Origin of the sequence: Afipia clevelandensis ATCC 49720, from assembly GCF_000336555.1 — a bacterium.
GTDB classification, from domain to species: Bacteria; Pseudomonadota; Alphaproteobacteria; order Rhizobiales; family Xanthobacteraceae; genus Afipia; species Afipia clevelandensis.
Genome location: NZ_KB375281.1, coordinates 402,662 through 420,465, shown reverse-complemented (window position 1 = coordinate 420,465; position 17,804 = coordinate 402,662). Strand labels below are relative to the sequence as shown.

Genomic DNA, 17,804 nt, shown 5'->3' with positions numbered 1-17,804 from the left:
TTACGAGTGTCGAATGACCGGCGCCGCGCGTTTCGCAACGGCGCCGGTCGCGAGCGTTATCCCAGCGAGATGTTCTCGAACTTCGGCTTACCGAGCAGGTTCGGCTTGAAGCCCTTCACCTTCTCTGACAGCGCGTCGATCTCGAACTGGAATGCAAGCGGAGCGGACAGCGCGTTTTCCATCGTGAAGCGCTGGATCTTCGCGAACACCGCAGCACGCTTGGCGAGGTCCTCGCTTTCGCGGCTTTCCTGAATCAGGGCAGACAGTTCAGGCGCAGCGAGGCGGCCTGCATTGTAGTAAGCGCCCTTATCGAAACCGAGCGCGTAGGTCATGCTCGGATCGGGACGCCCGGTCCAGGCCGAGACGAGGAGATCGAATTTCTTCTCCGTCCCGAAGAACTGCGCGCTGATTTCCGCGATGGTTCCGCGCGTGAACTTGAGCCGGATGCCGGCCTTGCCGAGTTGATCCTGAATCACTTCGCCGCGGCGAACCGAGTCCTGATCCATGTAGCCGCCGATGGTCAGTTCAAGACCATCCTTGAAGCCGGCTTCAGCCAGGAGTTTTCGCGCCTTGTCCGGATCGTGGGGATAAAGACCGGCAATCGACTTATCGTAGGCCCAGTGCGTGCTGGGCAGTGTCATCCGCGCAGGCTCGCCAAGACCGTTCATGGTGGCCTTGACGAATGCATCGCGATCCAGCGCGAAGTTGATCGCCTGCCGGACCTTGACGTTGTCGAGCGGAGCGCGGGCGGTGTTGATATACACCTGCACGCAGTACAGCGTCGGCGACGTCACCGTGGTGAGATTCTTGGCGCGGTCGATGACCGGCTTGAGGCGCGCAGGCAGCGCGAAGGACATGTCGTTTTGCCCGGCGACCACCGACCGCAGCGCGGTTGCGAGTTCGGGAATGATGTTGAACTCGATGCCGTCGAGATACGGCCGGCCCGGACGCCAGTAGCTGTCGTTGCGCGTGACGACGATGGCCTCGTTGTCGGCCCAGCGTACGAATTTCCAGGGCCCTGCCCCGACCGGCTTGCGGTCGGTGTCGTTGCCCAGCGCCTTGATGTTGGTCGGCGAGACCATCATGCCGGCGCGATCGGAGAAGATTGCCGGCAGTGCGCTGTCCGGATTCTTGAGCTTCAGAGTCACCTGTAGCGGGCCGGTCACTTCGGCGCTCTCGACGCTGGTGAGGTCGGCCTTGACGTTCGAGCGCTGATCCTGCCGGTTGCGGTCGATATTGAATTTTACGGCCTCCGCATCGAGCGGCGTGCCGTCGTGAAACTTGATGCCGCTCTGGATGTCGAACACCAGCGTCTTGGGGTCCGGGTATTTCCATTTGGCAAGGCCGGGCTTCGGCTTGAGCGTGTCATAGTCCCATTCGACCAGCGTATCGTACATGGTCCAGAGAATGCTGTGGTCGGAGCCGGCGCCACCGGTCGCCGGATCGAGCGATGACGGATTGGCGGGTGCGGCAACTTTCAGGATGCCGCCCTTCTTCTGAGCCTCGGCAAACGCCGGCCCGCCGAATGCGCCGGCTGCTGCCGCGCCGCCCATCAGCGCGAGCATTTCACGGCGGTGCAGGGCGCCAATCATGTGATCAGACTTCTTCATTCGCTTCCTCCTGTTGTTGTTGCGCGACAGGCGCATCTTGATTGTCCGGCGGCGGCCCTTCCGCCGACGCGAAGTGACAGGCGACCATGTGTCCGGGTTTCAGTTCGCGCCACGCCGGTACTTCAGCGGCACATCGCTGTTGGACCGACGGACAGCGGGTGCGGAAACGGCAGCCTGATGGCGGAGCCACGGGACTTGGAATTTCGCCTTCGAGAATGATGCGCTTGTCGACACGCATGCTTGAGGGCAGCGGGATCGGCTCCGCCGACAGCAGCGCCCGTGTGTAGGGATGTAGCGGATGCTCGATCACGTCTTCGGTTGGGCCAAGCTCCATCAGCTTGCCGAGATAGGTGACGGCAACGCGATCGGAGACGTGGGAAACGACGGAGATATCGTGGGTGATGAAAACGTAAGTCAGCCCGAACTCGCGCTGCAGGTCGGTGAAAAGATTGAGCACATCGCCGCGGATCGAGACGTCGAGCGCAGCCACGACCTCGTCGCAGACGATGACCTTGGGGCGCAATGTCAGCACGCGCGCGATGTTGACGCGTTGTTTCTGGCCACCGGAAAGCTGGTGCGGATAACGCCCGGCAGTCTCCGGCGAGAGCCCGACCCGCTCCAGCGCCTCGACCCCACGTTTGCGACGCGATGAATCGTTGCCTTCGCGCATGACCTCCAGCGGTTCGATCACGCTGTCGATAATGGTCATGCGCGGGTTGAGCGCCGCGTTGGGGTCCTGGAAAATGATCTGGTAGTCGCGCCGATGCTTCCTGAATTCCCCGGTGCTGAGTGAACCCGGGTTGGTTCCATCATGCAGAATCTCGCCGTCCGTCGGCGCGATCAGAGACACCAGCGCGCGACCGAGCGTTGTCTTGCCTGAGCCGGATTCGCCGATCACCCCGAAGGTTTCGCCGGCGCGAACCGTAAAGTTCATGCCGTCGATGGCCTTGACTGTGTCGCGGCCATCGCGCGTCGGGAAAAGGATGCGCAGATCGCGCACTGAAAGAATGCTTTTTGCCGGATTGCGATTGAGATCAGCCATCAGTTCACAGCTCCCGGCAGAACAAGCTCCGGTGCGCGCCAGCAGCGCGCCATGCGGCCTGTCTCGACCTCGATCATCGGCTGTTCGCGCTCACAGCCCGCCGCTGCATGCGAGCAGCGAGGACGGAACCGGCAACCGGCCGGCATGCCGCTCGGCGAAGGCACGCGGCCCGGAATCGACGGCAATACACCACGGCGCTGGCTGAGACCCGGCAAGGAGCGCAGCAGACCAGATGTGTAGGGATGACGCGGCCGCAGCAGCGCATCGTCCACCGGCGCATCTTCCACGACTTCGCCCGCATACATCGTGATCATGCGGGTGCAGACTTCGGCCACCACGCCAAGATCATGGGTGATGAAGATGAGCGCAGTCCCGGTCCGCTCGCTCAGGGAGCGCAACAAGTCGGTGATCTGTGCTTGTACCGTGACATCGAGCGCCGTCGTCGGCTCGTCCGCGATCAGGAGTTTGGGTTTACAAATGAGCGCCATCGCGATCATCACACGCTGACGCATGCCGCCGGACAATTGATGCGGATATTCGTCGCAGCGCCGCTCCGGCGCGGGAATGCCTACTTCAGCAAGGGCGGCGATGGCGCGCTGACGTCCTTCCGCGCGGCTGGCGGGGAAGTGCGCCCGATACGCTTCGCTGATCTGGTCGCCGACCGTGAAGACCGGATCGAGCGCGCTCATCGGCTCCTGAAAGATCATCGCGATGTCGCGGCCGCGCACTGCGCGCATCTGCCGTGGCGACAGGCCTGCGAGATCGGTGCCCTCGAAAAGGATCTCACCTTTCACCCGTGCGGATTGCGGCGGCAAAAGCCGCAACAGCGAGAGACCGGTCACTGTCTTGCCGCAACCGCTCTCACCGACAATTCCGACACGCTCACCCGGCTTGATCGAGAAGCTTACATTTTTGGTGATCGGCAGTTCGCCCTCCGCTGTCGCGAAAGACAGAGAAAGGCCACGCACGTCGAGCAGACGCGACGCAGAGGGCGCACGCGCTGCTGCGGTCAAGGACAGGTCCGTCGCACTCGCCATTGCGCGGTCAAGTCCGCATGGCTGCCAGAAGGCCGCCGCGACAAGCCGTCACCGGAAGCACAAAGGTGCATGTCACACATGGCGAAGTCATCACTCGTTCCCTTCCCTGCCTCTCCCGGTCTTCTGCCGGGTATTGATCACTCGCTTTTTGCCCCTGACCCGCGCTTCGAGCCTTGAACCCGCGATTTCCCAACGAAAGCACCAGAAGTGCTCCGTGGCTGAGGGGATCAAAGAGCATCATTTGTCGATTGTCAACAATTGACTTTTGTCATACTGTGCTGCGTCCGGTTCGATACGCGAACCATTTGATAGAGAATGAAGCCATGGCAGCAGCTTTTCGGAAGCCGATGTCCGCCGGGGATGACGAGGCCACCGAGCGGACGTTCGCAGCGCGAACAATCTCCGACCAGGTCGCCGAAGAACTCGGCGCCGAAATTGTCGCCGGCCGCCGCAAGGCCGGAGAACGCTTGGTCGAACTCGACCTCGCGCGAGATTTTGGCGTCAGCCGCGGCCCGATCCGCGAGGCGATCCGGATTCTCGAACGACGACGTCTTATCGAACTCCTGCCGCGCCGCGGCGCGTATGTGCGCCCTCTTTCGCTGAAATCAATCGCCGACCTTTTCAATGTGCGCATGGCGCTGTCGTTGCTCGCCGCGCGCGCGATGGCGACATCCCCTGTCGAAAGCTATGTCGAAACACTGGCGCGGCGCTGCGCTGAACTGGAGGCGATGGTCGAAACCGGGGACCCGATGGCGTTCGCGCGGGTCACGACGCGCGCCGTGAAAACGGTCGCACGCGGCTCGGGCAACGAGCTTCTTGTCGAACTGCTCACCGACCTCGCCAACCAGACCGTCTGGACTACGATCTGGCAAAACCCGCTCGATTACCAGACCCGCGACCTGCGGCGGCTGGCAACAGACCTGATGACATCGACGCTTGAAGCCATCAGGCGGCGGGATCCCGACGCAGCGGTTGCAAGCCTTGGAAGGCTGCTCGAAGAAGACCGGGACCGAGCGCAGGAAACGCTCTCGCAGATGCGCGGCGAATCCCTGAACCTTCGCGCATTGTCACAATCGGAAACGCGAACGCCGCCGGAAACGGTTGCGCGCGCGAGCTGACTGCGCAAATTGACAAAGCGGGACGCTTGACGAAAATCGGGGGTGAAGGATATCGCGCCCCCGACCGGAAAACGTCATCATGGCCAGTCACCGCCTTCACGCTCTGGACGGCTTACGCGGCGTCGCCATCCTCCTGGTGATGGGCTTTCACTATTTCTATCACCTTGAGTCGTTCTACTATAAATCGACCCTCTATCCCTATGGCGAGACGTTCAGCAACACGTTGATCTTCAAGTATGGATATATGGGAGTCGAGCTCTTCTTCATCATCTCCGGCTTCGTCATCGCGATGACTCTTGAATCCTCGCGGTCCGTCCTTGATTTCGTGATCCGCAGGTTCGTCCGCATCTGGCCGGCGCTGATCGTCTCGGCCGTCCTCACATTCTTCCTTCTCAACTGGTCGGACGCGCCCTTCGCCCTCCACCGCCGCCAGTTCTGGCCGAACTTCCTCCCCTCGCTGACGCTGACGCCGACATCGCTCTGGTCGGGCCTGTTTCCGAAAGTCGATTTCGTCACCAACGTCTACTGGTCGCTGGTCGTCGAAATCAGGTTCTACATGATCGCAGCGATCCTGTTCTGGCTGTTCGCGCGGGACAGGCTTGCGCGCAACCTCGTCATCTTCACCGTCGCAATCTATATCGCCCGCGCCCTGCTCCGGCGTGTGATGCCGGGATATAACGGTGTGTTCGACGCGCTGTTCATTCCGGACTACATGCCGTGGTTTGCGGCTGGCGCTGTGTTCTATGAACTGTACAAGGAGCGCCTCACCAAGGGCGTTGCCCTTGTCATGCTGGCCGTCATGTATATCTTGATCGCGAGGATCAGTACCAACTACGCGGTAATTGGACGCGATCCCGTCATCGCCAGCACCGCGGCGTTGTTCTTTCTGGCGCTGTTCTGGCTGCTGTCGACAAGACCGGCAGCGGTTGGCTTCCTCGAAATTCGCCCTCTCGTCTGGATCGGCGAGTGCAGCTATTCGGTCTATCTCTATCACTACGCGGTGGGGATGATCCTGATCTCGCAGATTTCCAAGACCATCGGCCTTGGACCGCAGCTCCTGCTGGTTGCGGCGGCTTCCTTGTTCGTGCTGATGGTCGGCCGGATCTCCTACACCGCCGTTGAGAATCCGGCCCGCCGCTGGCTGACAAAGATATTGATCGGGCCGCCGCAGAAGCCTGCCGCAGCGGCCTCCCCGGCCGCATAGAAACCGGGCACTCTGCAAAAGCTCTATTTGCCCTTGAATGTGGGCTGGCGCTTGCCGAGGAACGCCCCGACACCTTCCGCAAAATCAGCGGTGCCGATGCACGCGCCGAAACCACGCGCTTCAGCCGCGAGCTGATCGTGCAGAGAGTTGTCCAGCGATCCGCGCAACAGCCTCTTGGTCTGACCGAAGGCGAATGTCGGCCCCTCGGCGAGGCGGCGCGCCAGCATGTCGGTTTCACTCGCAAGATCGGCGGCGGGCACCACGCGGTTGACCAGGCCGAGACGAAGCGCCTCGTGCGCGTCGTAGACGTCCGACAACAACGCGATCTCCATCGCCTTGCGCAAACCCACCAGCCGCGGCAGCGTCCACGACGACGATCCGTCGGGGCTGGTGCCGAGTTTGGAATAGGCCAGCGTGAAGATCGCGTTGTCCGCAGCAATGGCAAGATCGGTCGACAGCGCGATGCTCATCCCCGCTCCTGCGACCGCGCCCTGCAGGCTTGCAATCACCGGCTGCGGCAGCCCGGCCAGAATTTCGAGGCCTTCATGCAGCGGCTCCATGATCGTGGGCACACGCATCCGCACTTCCTCAGCCGGCCCCTCGAATGCGGAAATATCGCCACCCGCCATGAAGGCACGGCCCTCACCGGCGATGACGACAACGCGATTGCCGGAATCGGCGGCGACGCTCTTGCAGGCTGCGAGGAACGCATCCGCTGCGGCAACGCTCAAGGCGTTCAGGACTTTCGGACGGTTGAAAACGATGCGGGCAATCGGCCCATCGACTTGCAGAAGCACCGGCTGATCCGACATGACTCTCCCCTGGCGATTGTTTCTTTGAACAATCGGTAGGACGGAAAAACCGGAGCGTCAACGCACCCTGAGGCGCAGGAAACTCATGATGCAGCCAAGCGCGCCGAAGCCTGCGCCGAGCGCGAGCGCCAGCGTGGCGCCTTCCCGATCGGCAATGGTGAAACACAACGCCGCCAGCGCCGCGCCTATGGTCTGCCCGATCAGGCGTGCTGTTGCGACAATGCCGCTCGCGCCGCCGCTGCGCCCGGCCGGCGCGCTGCTCATGATGGCTTTCATGTTGGGCGACTGGAAGAAACCGAACCCGCAGCCACAGATCGCCATGCGCCAGACGATATCGAGCACGCTCGGCGACGGCGGCAGCATCGCCAGCAGCGCCATGCCGATACCGAGCAGCAGCAGGCCGAGACCGCCGAGTATCCCGACGGGATGACGGTCGGACAGCCGTCCCGCGATCGGAGCCATGATCGCCACCACGATCGACCACGGTGTCATGAAAAAGCCGGTCTCAACTTGAGTCCGGTGCAGCACGTCCTCGAAATAGAAGGGCAGCGAGACAAACGCGAGTCCCTGCACGGCGAACGAACACACGGCCGTCGCGACCGACAGGGAAAACATCGGCCTGCGAAACAGGTCGATCGGCAACATCGGCGCGGGATGTCCCGCCTGCCGGCGGATCAGCAACGCGCCGAAGACCACTGCACCCGCGAGTTCGAGAGCAACCAGCGCAGCGGGCGCTTTGTGCGCGGCGCTACCGATTCCGACAATAAAAAGACAGAGGCTGATCGACGTCAGCAATGCGCCCGGAATATCGAAAGCGTGCGCTGCGCGCGGCGTCGCCGGCAGCGTCTTCATCCCAACCAGAATGGCGGCCACCCCGAACGGGATATTGATCGCAAACAGCCACTGCCAGGACGCCACCGCGAGAATGCCGGAGGCAAGCGCCGGGCCGAGCGTATAGGCCGTCGCAACAACGAGCGCATTATTGCCAAATCCGCGACCGTGCAGTTTCGACGGATAGACAAACCGGACCAGCGCCGTATTGACGCTCATCACCGCCGCCCCTCCGAGTCCCTGCAGAACGCGGGCGATCAGCAACGATGGCAACGACCACGCCAGCGCACAGGCCAGCGATGCAACGGTGAACAGCAGCAGCCCCCACAGATAGATGCGCTGATGTCCGATAATTTCACCGAGTGCAGCCAATGGCAGCAAGGTCGCGACCATCGCGATCTGATAGACATTCACGACCCAGATCACGTCCGCCGGCGTCGTGTTGAGATCCGCGGCAATGGCCGGAAGCGCGATATTGGCGATCGCGGTATCGAGCGCCGCCATCGCCAGCGCCGTAAAGATCGCCAGAACGGCCCATCGCCTGCGCTCCGGGGGGAGCCCGTCGGTCACGGGCGGCAGCTTCGCAGAAATTGCATCCATTTCGCGAAGTGTCCTGACGGCTGTTCGCGGGGTCGATTTGCCCTATCTAACCCGACAAACCACTTGCCTGCACTGGCGGCGCTGCATGCGGCATATGCGCGGCGCGGCAAAAACCTACACAACCGCGTGAACGGCTCAGATCAGCGCAAGCCCATCGACTCCTCACCCAGATAGCGCACCCGCGCGTCGGTCCACTCGTCACTCTGAAGGGTGTTCAGGATTTCGATCGAAAGCGGCTTTCGCAACGGGCTGTCGGAGGGCAGCGCAAAGGCGTAGCTTTGCTGCTCGATCAAAACATCGAGCACCTTCAGGCGCGATGCGAAACCCTGACGGATGGCCCATGTCAGCAGCGGCTTGTCGTAGACAAACGCATCCAGCCGTCCGCCGCGCAGCGCCTTCAGGCCCTCACCTAGCGTCTCGTAGGAGGTGAACTTGAGTTTGCGCCTGATCAGATCGCCTTCGGACGACGTTCCCTTGACCGTGCCCACACGCACGGATGTCAGATCGGAAACACCGGAAATCGTCCCCTGAATCTGCGATGTTGTGAGCACCGATGTGACGCCCGCGGTGAATACCGCGATTGTAATCACCGACACGACCAGCCAGACCGTCGCCACCAGGCGGCCGAGAATGGTTTGCGGCCCCTTCTCCGCCGACGAGCGCTGCGTCATCGCCAGGGTCGACCACCAAACGCTTGAACTGATCCCCTTGGTGATGCTGCCGCCGAAATATTCGTTCTGTCGACGTTCCAGCAGCCAGACCAGAATCCCTGCGCCGAGGGTCAACCCGATCAGGGCAACGATTGCCTGCAGGAAATTGAACGAGGTCAATGCCCGCCGCAGCGTGCCCCAGTTCATCACGCTGACGACCGGAACGGCGATGCCCGTCCCGGTCGCATAATAGGGCTGCGTGAAATCGAGTATCTTCTCGCGGTCGACCGTCATGGTGATCGCGCCAACGGCAACGTCGAACTTGCCCGCGGCCGTCTGCTCGATCAGATCGGGCATGTCCTTCGCTTCGACGAAACGGTATTGCAGGTTCTGCGACTTCGCAATCTGACGCCAAAGCTCGATGCTGAGACCCAACCAAGTGCCGTCGGCACCCTTCAGCGCAAAGGGCGGCGCGTCCTTCACCCCTACCACCAGCTCACGGGCAGGAACGGCGGCTTTAGGGTCCTGTGCCTGCGCGATCGGCACTGCCGACAGCCAGACGATCAACAGAAAAGCGATCCGCAGAACCATCGTTTCTCCGCATGGTGGAACGATCCACAAGCTGCATCTGCGAATCGCGCGACTCAAGCTGTGACAGAATTTGACGCATGCTTTATCAAAATGCGGCGCGTCACGGGAGATATTGTCGTATCATCCTCCGGATGGTGTCGGGGCCGCTGTTTCACACGACAAGCGATATCGGTATAAAGGCAATCCCATCGGTATAAAGGCAATCCCATGAACCGGGAGTCGATTGCATGAAGGCCTATGTGTACGGCAAAAGCGGTGCAGCGATTACGGACGTGCCGAAGCCGTCCCCGAAGGGCACGCAGATTCTGGTGAAGGTTCACGCGTGCGGAATGAACCGTGCGGACCTCGGCATGATCAAGGGCCACGTTCACGGGGCGGCGGGCGGGATCGGCACCGTGCTTGGCATGGAATGGGCCGGTGAGATCGTCGAACTGGGCCCGGATGCGAAAGGCTGGTCCATCGGCGACCGCGTGATGGGTTCGGGCGGCGGGGGCTACGCCGAATATGCGGTGACCGACTACGGCCGAGCGCTGCCAATTCCCGCTTCCATGGACTACGAGCAGGCTGCATCGCTGACGCTGGCGCTCACGACCATGCACAACGCTGTCGTTACCGTCGGCGGCCTGCAATCCGGACAAAGCCTTCTCGTGCAGGGAGCAAGTTCCGGCGTCGGGCTGATGGCCCAGCAAATCGCCAAGCTGAAGGGAGCGAAACTGGTCATCGGATCGTCAACCAATCCGAAGCGCCGTGCACAACTCACGGCCTATGGCGCGGACCTGGCGATAGATTCCAACAATCCAGCATGGGTCGATGAAGTCCTGCAGGCAACCGGTGGCGCTGGCGCAGATGTCATCATTGATCAGGTATCGGGAAAGCTCGCCAGCCAGAACCTGGCTGCAACCAAAGTGCTTGGCCGCATCGTCAATGTCGGCCGCCTCGGCGGCACCCATGGCGATTTCGATTTCGACCTGCATGCGGCGCGGCGCATCCAGTATATCGGGGTCACGTTCCGCACCCGCTCGATCGAGGAAATCCGCGACATCTTCGCGAAGGTCCGTCAGGATCTCTGGCCGGCGGTGGAAGCCGGGAAGCTGAAGCTGCCGATTGATCGCGTATTTGCGTTCGACGACATCGCGCAGGCTGTGGACCACATGACCGCGAACAGCCACTTCGGCAAGATTGTCCTCAAATTATAATGTTACTCGCATCTTGCGAATGACACGCATTTTAAGTCGCGAACTCATCCATTGACGTTCGCGGCACGGCCATGACAAGACCCGCGCATCGAGGATCCATGAGCGCAGTCAAGCAACAGGTCGCCGCCATTTCGATTGCCGCCAGCGCAAGCATGGCTGCGGTCAAGTTCGCCGTGGGCGTGGCCATCGGCAGTATCGCGCTGATCTCCGAAGCGCTGCACTCGTCAATTGACCTGATTGCCACCATCGTCACATGGATCGTGGTGCGCGTGTCCGACAAGCCCGCCGACGCCGAACACCACTATGGTCACGGCAAGCTCGAAAGCCTGTCGGCGCTCGGCGTCATCGCCCTGCTCTATATCCTCGCCGGAGGCATCGTCGTCGAATCCTACAGCCGGCTGCGCGAAGGCGCCGCTCCGCCGACGCTGACCGCATTGCCCTTCGTGGTGCTGATCGTGGACATCGCGGTGAATTTCTGGCGCGCACGGGCGCTCCATAAAACCGCGATGGAAACCAGGAGCCAGGCGCTGGAAGCCGATGCCTTGCATTTCGCATCCGACGTGCTGGGCTCGTTCGCCGTCATCATCGGCCTCGGGCTTGCGGCGTTCGGCTATACCTGGGGCGATTCCGCGGCGGCCATCGCCGTCGCTGTGCTGATTTCAATTCTGGGATTGCGGCTCGGCAAGTCGACCATCGAAACGTTGCTGGACCGCGCGCCGGACGGCGCAGCCGAGAAGGCCGAGGACGCGATCCGCGCCATTCCCGGCGTGGTCGATGTCGAACGGCTGCGGGTGCGCATGGTCGGTGCGCGGCATTTCGTCGACGCCACGGTACAGGTGCCCCGCACCTACCCCATCGACCGGATCGACGGCATCAAGCGAAAGGCGCAGGACGCCGTGCTGAATGTGCTTCACGACGCTGATCTGACCTTCACGGCGGTGCCCGTGGCACGGAGCAACGAGAGCGTGCGCGACCGGATCATGGTGATCGCCCGCAACTCCGCCCTCGCCATCCATCATGTGACGGTTCACGATCTTGGCGACAAGCTGACCGTGAGCATTGATCTTGAGGTCGATGGCGATATGCAGTTGAACCAAGCCCATGACATCGCGCACGGCCTCGAACACGCCATTCGCGACGAATTCGGCGCGGACGTCGAAGTCGATACCCATATCGAACCGCTCGAACCGGAATTGCCGCAAGGCACCGACGCCGCTCCGGCGCGCGTCGAGGCGATCCAGCAGGCGCTGGCGCAATATGCAGCGAATGGCGGGGCGATTCACGACGTCCACAATGTGCGCGTCCGCGACACCGAGGCCGGCGAAATCGTCAATTTCCACTGCCGTGCCATGCCGTCGATGAGCGTGATCGAGGTTCATCACAAGGTGGACGAGATCGAGCGCGCCCTGCGCCGCGCGTTTCCGACCGTCAAGCGCGTGATCAGCCACGCCGAACCTGAGCGTTAAGTACTGGGCATAATCGGCGTCCAAACATCGGACGTCGTCCCCGCGAAAGCGGGGACCCATACTCCCTGACGTGAATGTTTCGACGAAAATAGCAGACCAACAACTTCACCATATACACCGTGGTGGTTATGGGTCCCGCTTTCGCGGGAACGACGAGAAAATTCGTTCGCAACTCACCAAGCGCACATCGTTCTCGTTTCGGACTCAGCGTCGCGCACAAAAACGAGTCAAAACTTCCTTGGGACAACATTTATTTCGCATTAACGATTCGTTGACTCTCGACACGCTGCGAAAAGTGGATTCAAATCACATTGATTCGGAGGGTTGGGGAAAACCTCCCGAACGGGGTGCAGATAATAAAGTTCGAGGGGCAAGGAATGGCGCGTTCGCACGCAGCGACCACGTGTGTCCAATCCGATTCTATCAAAGGAATGGCACAGTCGATCGCGAAGCCGGCTTATCACCGGCTGCTGATTGCGGAGCCAGCGTTGCGGCGCGCCGTTCCCACCCTGATCATCGCCTTCCTGATTACCATCTGCATCGGCGCTTTCGTTCAGGTCATCGACCAGACCCGGCAGAAGCACGCCTCGATGAAACGCGACCTTTCAGCGCTGGCTGACCTGCTGGCGGAACGTCTCGACCGCGCTCCCCCTGCCCGTCAGGATCGCGCGGCGTCGGCCGAGCGGCTTCAGAGCCTGTTGCCCGGCTTGGTCCCCGCCTGGGGCGCCGCCGCCGGCCGCCATATCATCGTGACCAACCCCGAACAGCGCATCATCGCGCACGCCCCCATCGACGCGCCGGTCGATCATGCAAGCCGCATCCTCGACGTCCTCAGCGCGACGACGCAACTGGGCTCTCTCGGCCAGACCAATGTCATCGAGGTCGATCTGCCGGGCGGCCCGCGCGCGCTCGCCACCCAGCGCTCGCTGAAATCCTTGCCGGGCCAGGTCATCGTGGTTCAGGAGCAGACGGAATCGCCCTGGCGATCCGACGCAGCACTGCAGATCACGCTGTCAGCCACCACCGGATTTGTGGTGCTGATTCTCGGTTTCGCATTTCATTGGCAATCCACCCGCGCCCGCGAAGGCGATCTCATCAACGATGCGGTTCGCGCGCGGATCGACACGGCGCTCAATCGCGGCCGCTGCGGACTGTGGGATTGGGACCTTTCGCGCGGCCGCATTTTCTGGTCGCAGTCGATGTTTGAACTGCTGGGGCTGGAAAGCCGCAGCGACCTTCTGACCTTCGGCGAGGTCAACGCGCTGGTGATGTCGGACGATATCGACCTGTTTGCCATCGCGGACCATCTCGTCTCCGGGAAACTCGATCATATCGACCAGACGTTCCGGATGCGTCACGCCAACGGCCACTGGATCTGGCTACGGGTGCGCTGCGAACTCAGCCAGGGCCAGAAAGGCGGCGGCGCGCATCTGATCGGCATTGCGGTGGACATGACCGAACAGAAGAATCTCGCCGAGCGCAGCGCCGAAGCCGATCTGCGGCTGCGCGACGCCATCGAGACCATCCCGGAAGCCTTTGTGCTGTGGGATGCCGACAACCGGCTGGTGCTCTGCAATTCGCACTTCAAACGCCTGCACAAGCTCCCCGACACCGCCGTCAAACCCGGCACCCCGTATGAGACTGTCATCAAGGTCGGCAGCATGCCGGAAATCCGCACCCGGCTCCCGAACTCGGAAGAGCCCGGCGCCCGCACCTTTGAGGCGCAACTCGAGGACGGAAGCTGGCTCAATATCAGCGAACGCCGCACCAAGGACGGCGGCTATGTGTCGGTCGGCACCGACATCACCCAGATCAAGCTGCACGAACAGAAGCTGGTCGATAACGACCTGCGTCTCACCGCCAACGTTATCGACCTCAAGCGCTCACAGGCCGAACTCGAACGTCAGGCGCAACTGCTCGCCGAACTTGCTCAAAAGTACGCAGACGAGAAAAATCGCGCCGAGGAAGCCAACCAGACCAAGTCGAAGTTCCTCGCCAACATGAGCCACGAGCTGCGCACCCCGCTCAACGCAATCATCGGATTCTCCGAGGTGATGGGCAGCGGAATGTTCGGCGCACTCGGCTCCGAAAAGTACCAAGAGTATTGCCACGACATCATGACCAGCGGGAATTACCTGCTGGACGTCATCAACGACATCCTCGACATGTCGAAGATCGAGGCCGGGCGCATGAAGCTCGACTATGAGCCGCTCGATCTGTCCCAGACCCTCACCGAATCCCTGCGCGTCGTGTCAGGCCGCGCCGAGAACAAGGCTCTAACCGTCATCGCGGACATTCGCGGCGCGATCCCGATCGTCGCGGACCGCCGCGCGATGAAGCAGATCGCTGTGAACTTGCTCTCGAACGCGGTGAAGTTCACGCCCGATGGCGGCAGGATCACCGTGCGCAGCCGCGTACTGAACGGCTCGGTGATGCTCACCATCGTGGACAGCGGCATCGGCATCGCGCCGCAATCGCTGGCGAAACTCGGGAGGCCGTTCGAGCAGGTCGAAAGCCAGTTGACCAAGAGCTATCACGGATCGGGGCTCGGCCTCGCTATCGCCAAATCGCTGGCCAACCTGCATGGGGGCTCGATGAAACTGCGCTCGAAGCTCGGCGTCGGCACCATTGTCTGCGTGACGCTGCCGTGCGGACACAGCGAGCAGCCCGCGCCCAGCATTATTGCCGAGCTGCCCCTTCAAGCAGCCGCAGGAAAACCTCGCGCACGTCGTTCTGCGTCTCCCGGACACGCGCCTCAAGCGACGAGAAATCGGGCGCGTCGCCAGCCCGCGTCAGCACCCGCAGCAGATCCTCCCCGGCTGTTTCCGGCTTGAACTTCTCGGTCACGCACAGCCGGATAATCTGGGTCAGGTCGTGATAGAGGCGTGACGCCGCGCGAAGAATGTCCGCGTCGGACTGCGACAACACCCCGAGCCGCGCGGCATTATCCAGCACCTGCCCTGTGCTGACATCGAGAATGTCCGGCTTCTCCGCAGCGTAAATGAGTTGCAGATACTGCGCGACGAACTCGATATCGACCATGCCGCCGGCGGCGTTCTTGATGTCCCAGATATCGCTCTCGCCCTTTTCCTCTGCGATGGCGCGGCGCATTTCGAGCACATCGTTGGCAATGATCGTGGTTTCGCGCCTGCGCGTCAGAACCTCGCGGACGACCGCTTCGATCCGCGCCTTGAAGGCGGGAGACGCTGAAATCACGCGCGCGCGGGTCAGCGCCATGTGTTCCCAGGTCCACGCCTCGTGTTCCTGGTATTCGGCAAAGGAATCGATGCGCGAGGCCAGCGGACCCGCGCGTCCCGACGGGCGCAGCCGCATATCGACGTCATAGAGCACGCCGTAGTTGGTGCGGGTGGTAAAGGCGCTGATGAGCCGCTGGGTCAGCCGCGCGAAATACTGCGAGCCATGGAGCGAGCGTTCGCCATCGGAGTCCGGCGCGTCGTGATCGAAATCATAAATCAGGATCAGATCCAGATCGGACGACGCCGTCATCTCGCGGCTGCCGAGCTTGCCCATCGCGACGATGGCGGTTTCCTGATCCTTGATCCGGCCGTGCTGCTCCGCGAACTGGTCCATCACCAGGCCATGCACGGTGTGCGCGATGCCCTCCGCCACATCCGCGAACGCGACGCTTGCATGCTGTGCCGATACCGTGCCGGACAGGATGCGCGTGCCGATCAAAAACAGGCTCTCCTGTCCGAACAGCCGCAGGCGATCGAGAAACTCTTCATATGAGTTTGCATCCGCCAAAGTCGCCGCAAGGCGTGCGGACAACTCGTCCTGATCGGGCATCGCGCCGAAGAAACGCGGATCGATCAGGCCGTCCATGATCTGCGGCTGCCGTGCAAGCATGTCACTCAGGCGCGGTGCCGCGCCGAGGACGAGCGCGACCAGCGCCACCAGATCCTTGTTCTGGCTGAGAAGCGAGATCAGCCGCCCGCCCCGCTGCAGCGCCTGCAGGAAGCGGTCGAACGCCATCACGGCGTCATCCGGCTCCTCCGCGCGTGACAGACCCCGGATCAGGTCCGGCACGAACTCCTTGAATGCCTGATGGGTCGCCTCCACGCGGAACACACGGTACTCGCCGCTCAACCAGCGCTGGACGGTCTCCGCCACCATTTTCGGCTTCTTGAAGCCGAGCGTCAGAAGGTGCTCCAGCAGCCGGTTGTCGTCCGGCCCCTTGCCATAATCAATGTCGGGAAGTTTCTCGGTGCCGGTCGGATCGCCCTCGAACAGGCGGCCGTAGTGATTCTGCACGCAGTTGAGATGCGCCAGCAGATCCTTGGCGAACGAGGCACGGTCATCATATCCGAAGAAGCGCGCGAAACGCTCGACAGCCTCGATATCGTCCGGCAGCGCATGGGTCTGCTCGTCGGCGACCATCTGCAGCCGGTGCTCCACCCTGCGCAGGAATTCGTAAGCCGATGTCAGTTCGTCGCGCGCCTCGAACGTGATCCAGTTGTTGCTCGCCAGAATGTTGAGAGCTTCGAGCGTCGGCCGCACGCGCAGTTCGGGATGCCGCCCGCCCGCGATCAACTGCTGGGTTTGTGCGAAGAACTCGATTTCGCGAATACCGCCGCGGCCGACCTTGACGTTATGGCCTTCGACGGAAATCTCGTTCTGGCCTCGGTAGGTCTGCATCTGCCGCTTCATGTCATGGACGTCGGTGAGCGCAGCGAAATCCAGATGCTTGCGCCAGACGAAGGGCGCGATCTCGGCAAGCAGTCCCTCGCCTGCCTTTAAATCGCCTGCGCACGGCAAGGCCTTGATCATGGCGGCGCGTTCCCAGGTCCGGCCCTCGCGCTCATAGTAATGCAGAGCTGCCGCGATCGAGATCGCCACCGGCGTGGACGCCGGATCGGGCCGCAGCCGCAGGTCGACGCGGAACACATAGCCATCGACCGTGCGCGACTGCAGCAGCCGCGACAGGCCCTGCGCGATCTTGACGAAGAACGGCGATGGCTCGATGCCCTCCGCCAGTGTCGGCGCCTCCAGCTCATAAAAGACGATCAGGTCGATATCGCTGGAATAGTTCAGTTCGCCCGCGCCCATCTTGCCCATGGCCAGCACGACGAGACCGCTGCCGACTTCGGGATGTTCCGCATCCGGCGGCAATAGCCGTCCACGCGCCGCTTCCTGCTTGAGCAGGAAACGGATGGCGCACTGAACGGAGGTGACCGCAATATCGGTCAGACCGCGCGTCACCCTCATCACCGGCCAGACGCCGCCGATGTCGCACAGGGCGATCAGAAGCGCCGCTTCGGATTTCATGCGCCGCAGCGCCGACATGACTTCGGATTCGTCGGATGCGGCGGCAACGTCGGCGACCGTCTTGTCGATCAGCGCTGCGAGATGGCTGTCAGGATCGGACTGCAGCAGGCGCACGGCGCGGCCTGCGTCCGCGCGCATCAGGTCGAACAGATAGGGAGAAGCCTCCGCGATTCCTTCGAGGATCGCTTTCGCCTGTGGCGAGGAATCGGAAACGGCCTTGAGCGCGGCGGCATCTTCGGGCGCGATATCGCCCAGCCAGTCCGCGAGACGCCGCTGCGCGTCTTCGGGCGCAAACAGCTTCGGTCCGGCCACGAAACGGGCCGCCAGGGTGGGCCGGTCCGCACCGCCCATCTCAGCTAAA

At 62.2% G+C, this 17,804-nt stretch carries 11 protein-coding genes and 1 pseudogene; 5 read left to right on the top strand and 7 right to left on the bottom strand.

Going from position 1 to position 17,804, the window contains the following annotated elements:
- Positions 1–56 precede the first annotated feature (56 nt).
- The 3 genes from HMPREF9696_RS01825 to HMPREF9696_RS01815 are packed head-to-tail and all read right to left on the bottom strand — an operon-like array spanning position 57 to position 3,689.
- Positions 57–1,610 (bottom strand): ABC transporter substrate-binding protein, encoded by a 1,554-nt coding sequence (locus tag HMPREF9696_RS01825; protein WP_002711236.1) that lies wholly within the window; start codon positions 1,608–1,610, stop codon positions 57–59.
- Positions 1,597–2,652 carry an ABC transporter ATP-binding protein gene (locus HMPREF9696_RS01820; protein WP_002711235.1) on the bottom strand — a complete coding sequence of 352 codons (1,056 nt, stop codon included), beginning with the start codon at positions 2,650–2,652 and terminating at the stop codon, positions 1,597–1,599. The genes HMPREF9696_RS01825 and HMPREF9696_RS01820 overlap by 14 nt, the downstream gene beginning before the upstream one ends.
- Positions 2,652–3,689 carry an ABC transporter ATP-binding protein gene (locus tag HMPREF9696_RS01815; RefSeq protein ID WP_002711234.1) on the bottom strand — a complete coding sequence of 346 codons (1,038 nt, stop codon included), beginning with the start codon at positions 3,687–3,689 and terminating at the stop codon, positions 2,652–2,654. The genes HMPREF9696_RS01820 and HMPREF9696_RS01815 overlap by 1 nt, the downstream gene beginning before the upstream one ends.
- Positions 3,690–4,012: 323 nt before the next feature.
- On the opposite strand from HMPREF9696_RS01815, the gene HMPREF9696_RS01810 reads away from it, so the two are divergent.
- Together HMPREF9696_RS01810 and HMPREF9696_RS01805 are read left to right on the top strand one after the other, a co-directional pair.
- On the top strand, positions 4,013–4,807 hold the full coding sequence (locus HMPREF9696_RS01810) for a GntR family transcriptional regulator (RefSeq protein WP_040301079.1): 795 nt from the start codon (positions 4,013–4,015) through the stop codon (positions 4,805–4,807).
- A 79-nt stretch (positions 4,808–4,886) separates the two neighbouring features.
- The gene (locus tag HMPREF9696_RS01805) at positions 4,887–6,011 is read left to right on the top strand and encodes an acyltransferase family protein (RefSeq protein WP_002711232.1); all 1,125 of its coding nucleotides are present in this window, start codon (positions 4,887–4,889) and stop codon (positions 6,009–6,011) included.
- Positions 6,012–6,034: 23 nt separating this feature from the next.
- Here the strand turns inward: HMPREF9696_RS01805 and HMPREF9696_RS01800 are convergent, their stop codons facing one another.
- The 3 genes from HMPREF9696_RS01800 to HMPREF9696_RS01790 form a co-directional block, all read right to left on the bottom strand.
- The gene (locus HMPREF9696_RS01800) at positions 6,035–6,823 is read right to left on the bottom strand and encodes an enoyl-CoA hydratase/isomerase family protein (protein ID WP_002711231.1); all 789 of its coding nucleotides are present in this window, start codon (positions 6,821–6,823) and stop codon (positions 6,035–6,037) included.
- 57 nt (positions 6,824–6,880) lie between these two features.
- Positions 6,881–8,254 (bottom strand): MFS transporter, encoded by a 1,374-nt coding sequence (locus HMPREF9696_RS01795; RefSeq protein WP_002711230.1) that lies wholly within the window; start codon positions 8,252–8,254, stop codon positions 6,881–6,883.
- Positions 8,255–8,394: 140 nt separating this feature from the next.
- Positions 8,395–9,495, bottom strand: coding sequence for a transporter substrate-binding domain-containing protein (locus tag HMPREF9696_RS01790; RefSeq protein ID WP_002711229.1), 1,101 nt, complete (start codon positions 9,493–9,495; stop codon positions 8,395–8,397).
- Positions 9,496–9,722: 227 nt separating this feature from the next.
- Between HMPREF9696_RS01790 and HMPREF9696_RS01785 the strand changes: the two genes are divergently transcribed.
- The 3 genes from HMPREF9696_RS01785 (at position 9,723) to HMPREF9696_RS01775 (ending at position 14,991) form a co-directional block, all read left to right on the top strand.
- The gene (locus HMPREF9696_RS01785; RefSeq protein ID WP_002711228.1) at positions 9,723–10,691 is read left to right on the top strand and encodes a zinc-binding dehydrogenase; all 969 of its coding nucleotides are present in this window, start codon (positions 9,723–9,725) and stop codon (positions 10,689–10,691) included.
- Positions 10,692–10,789: 98 nt separating this feature from the next.
- Positions 10,790–12,157: a cation diffusion facilitator family transporter gene (locus HMPREF9696_RS01780; protein WP_002711227.1), complete on the top strand. Its 1,368-nt coding sequence runs from the start codon at positions 10,790–10,792 to the stop codon at positions 12,155–12,157.
- 377 nt (positions 12,158–12,534) lie between these two features.
- Positions 12,535–14,991: a PAS domain-containing sensor histidine kinase gene (locus HMPREF9696_RS01775; RefSeq protein ID WP_002711226.1), complete on the top strand. Its 2,457-nt coding sequence runs from the start codon at positions 12,535–12,537 to the stop codon at positions 14,989–14,991.
- Here the strand turns inward: HMPREF9696_RS01775 and HMPREF9696_RS21110 are convergent.
- Positions 14,912–17,794: pseudogene (locus tag HMPREF9696_RS21110) on the bottom strand (bifunctional [glutamine synthetase] adenylyltransferase/[glutamine synthetase]-adenylyl-L-tyrosine phosphorylase); the annotation flags it as partial. The gene HMPREF9696_RS01775 and the pseudogene HMPREF9696_RS21110 overlap by 80 nt on opposite strands.
- Positions 17,795–17,804 lie beyond the last annotated feature (10 nt).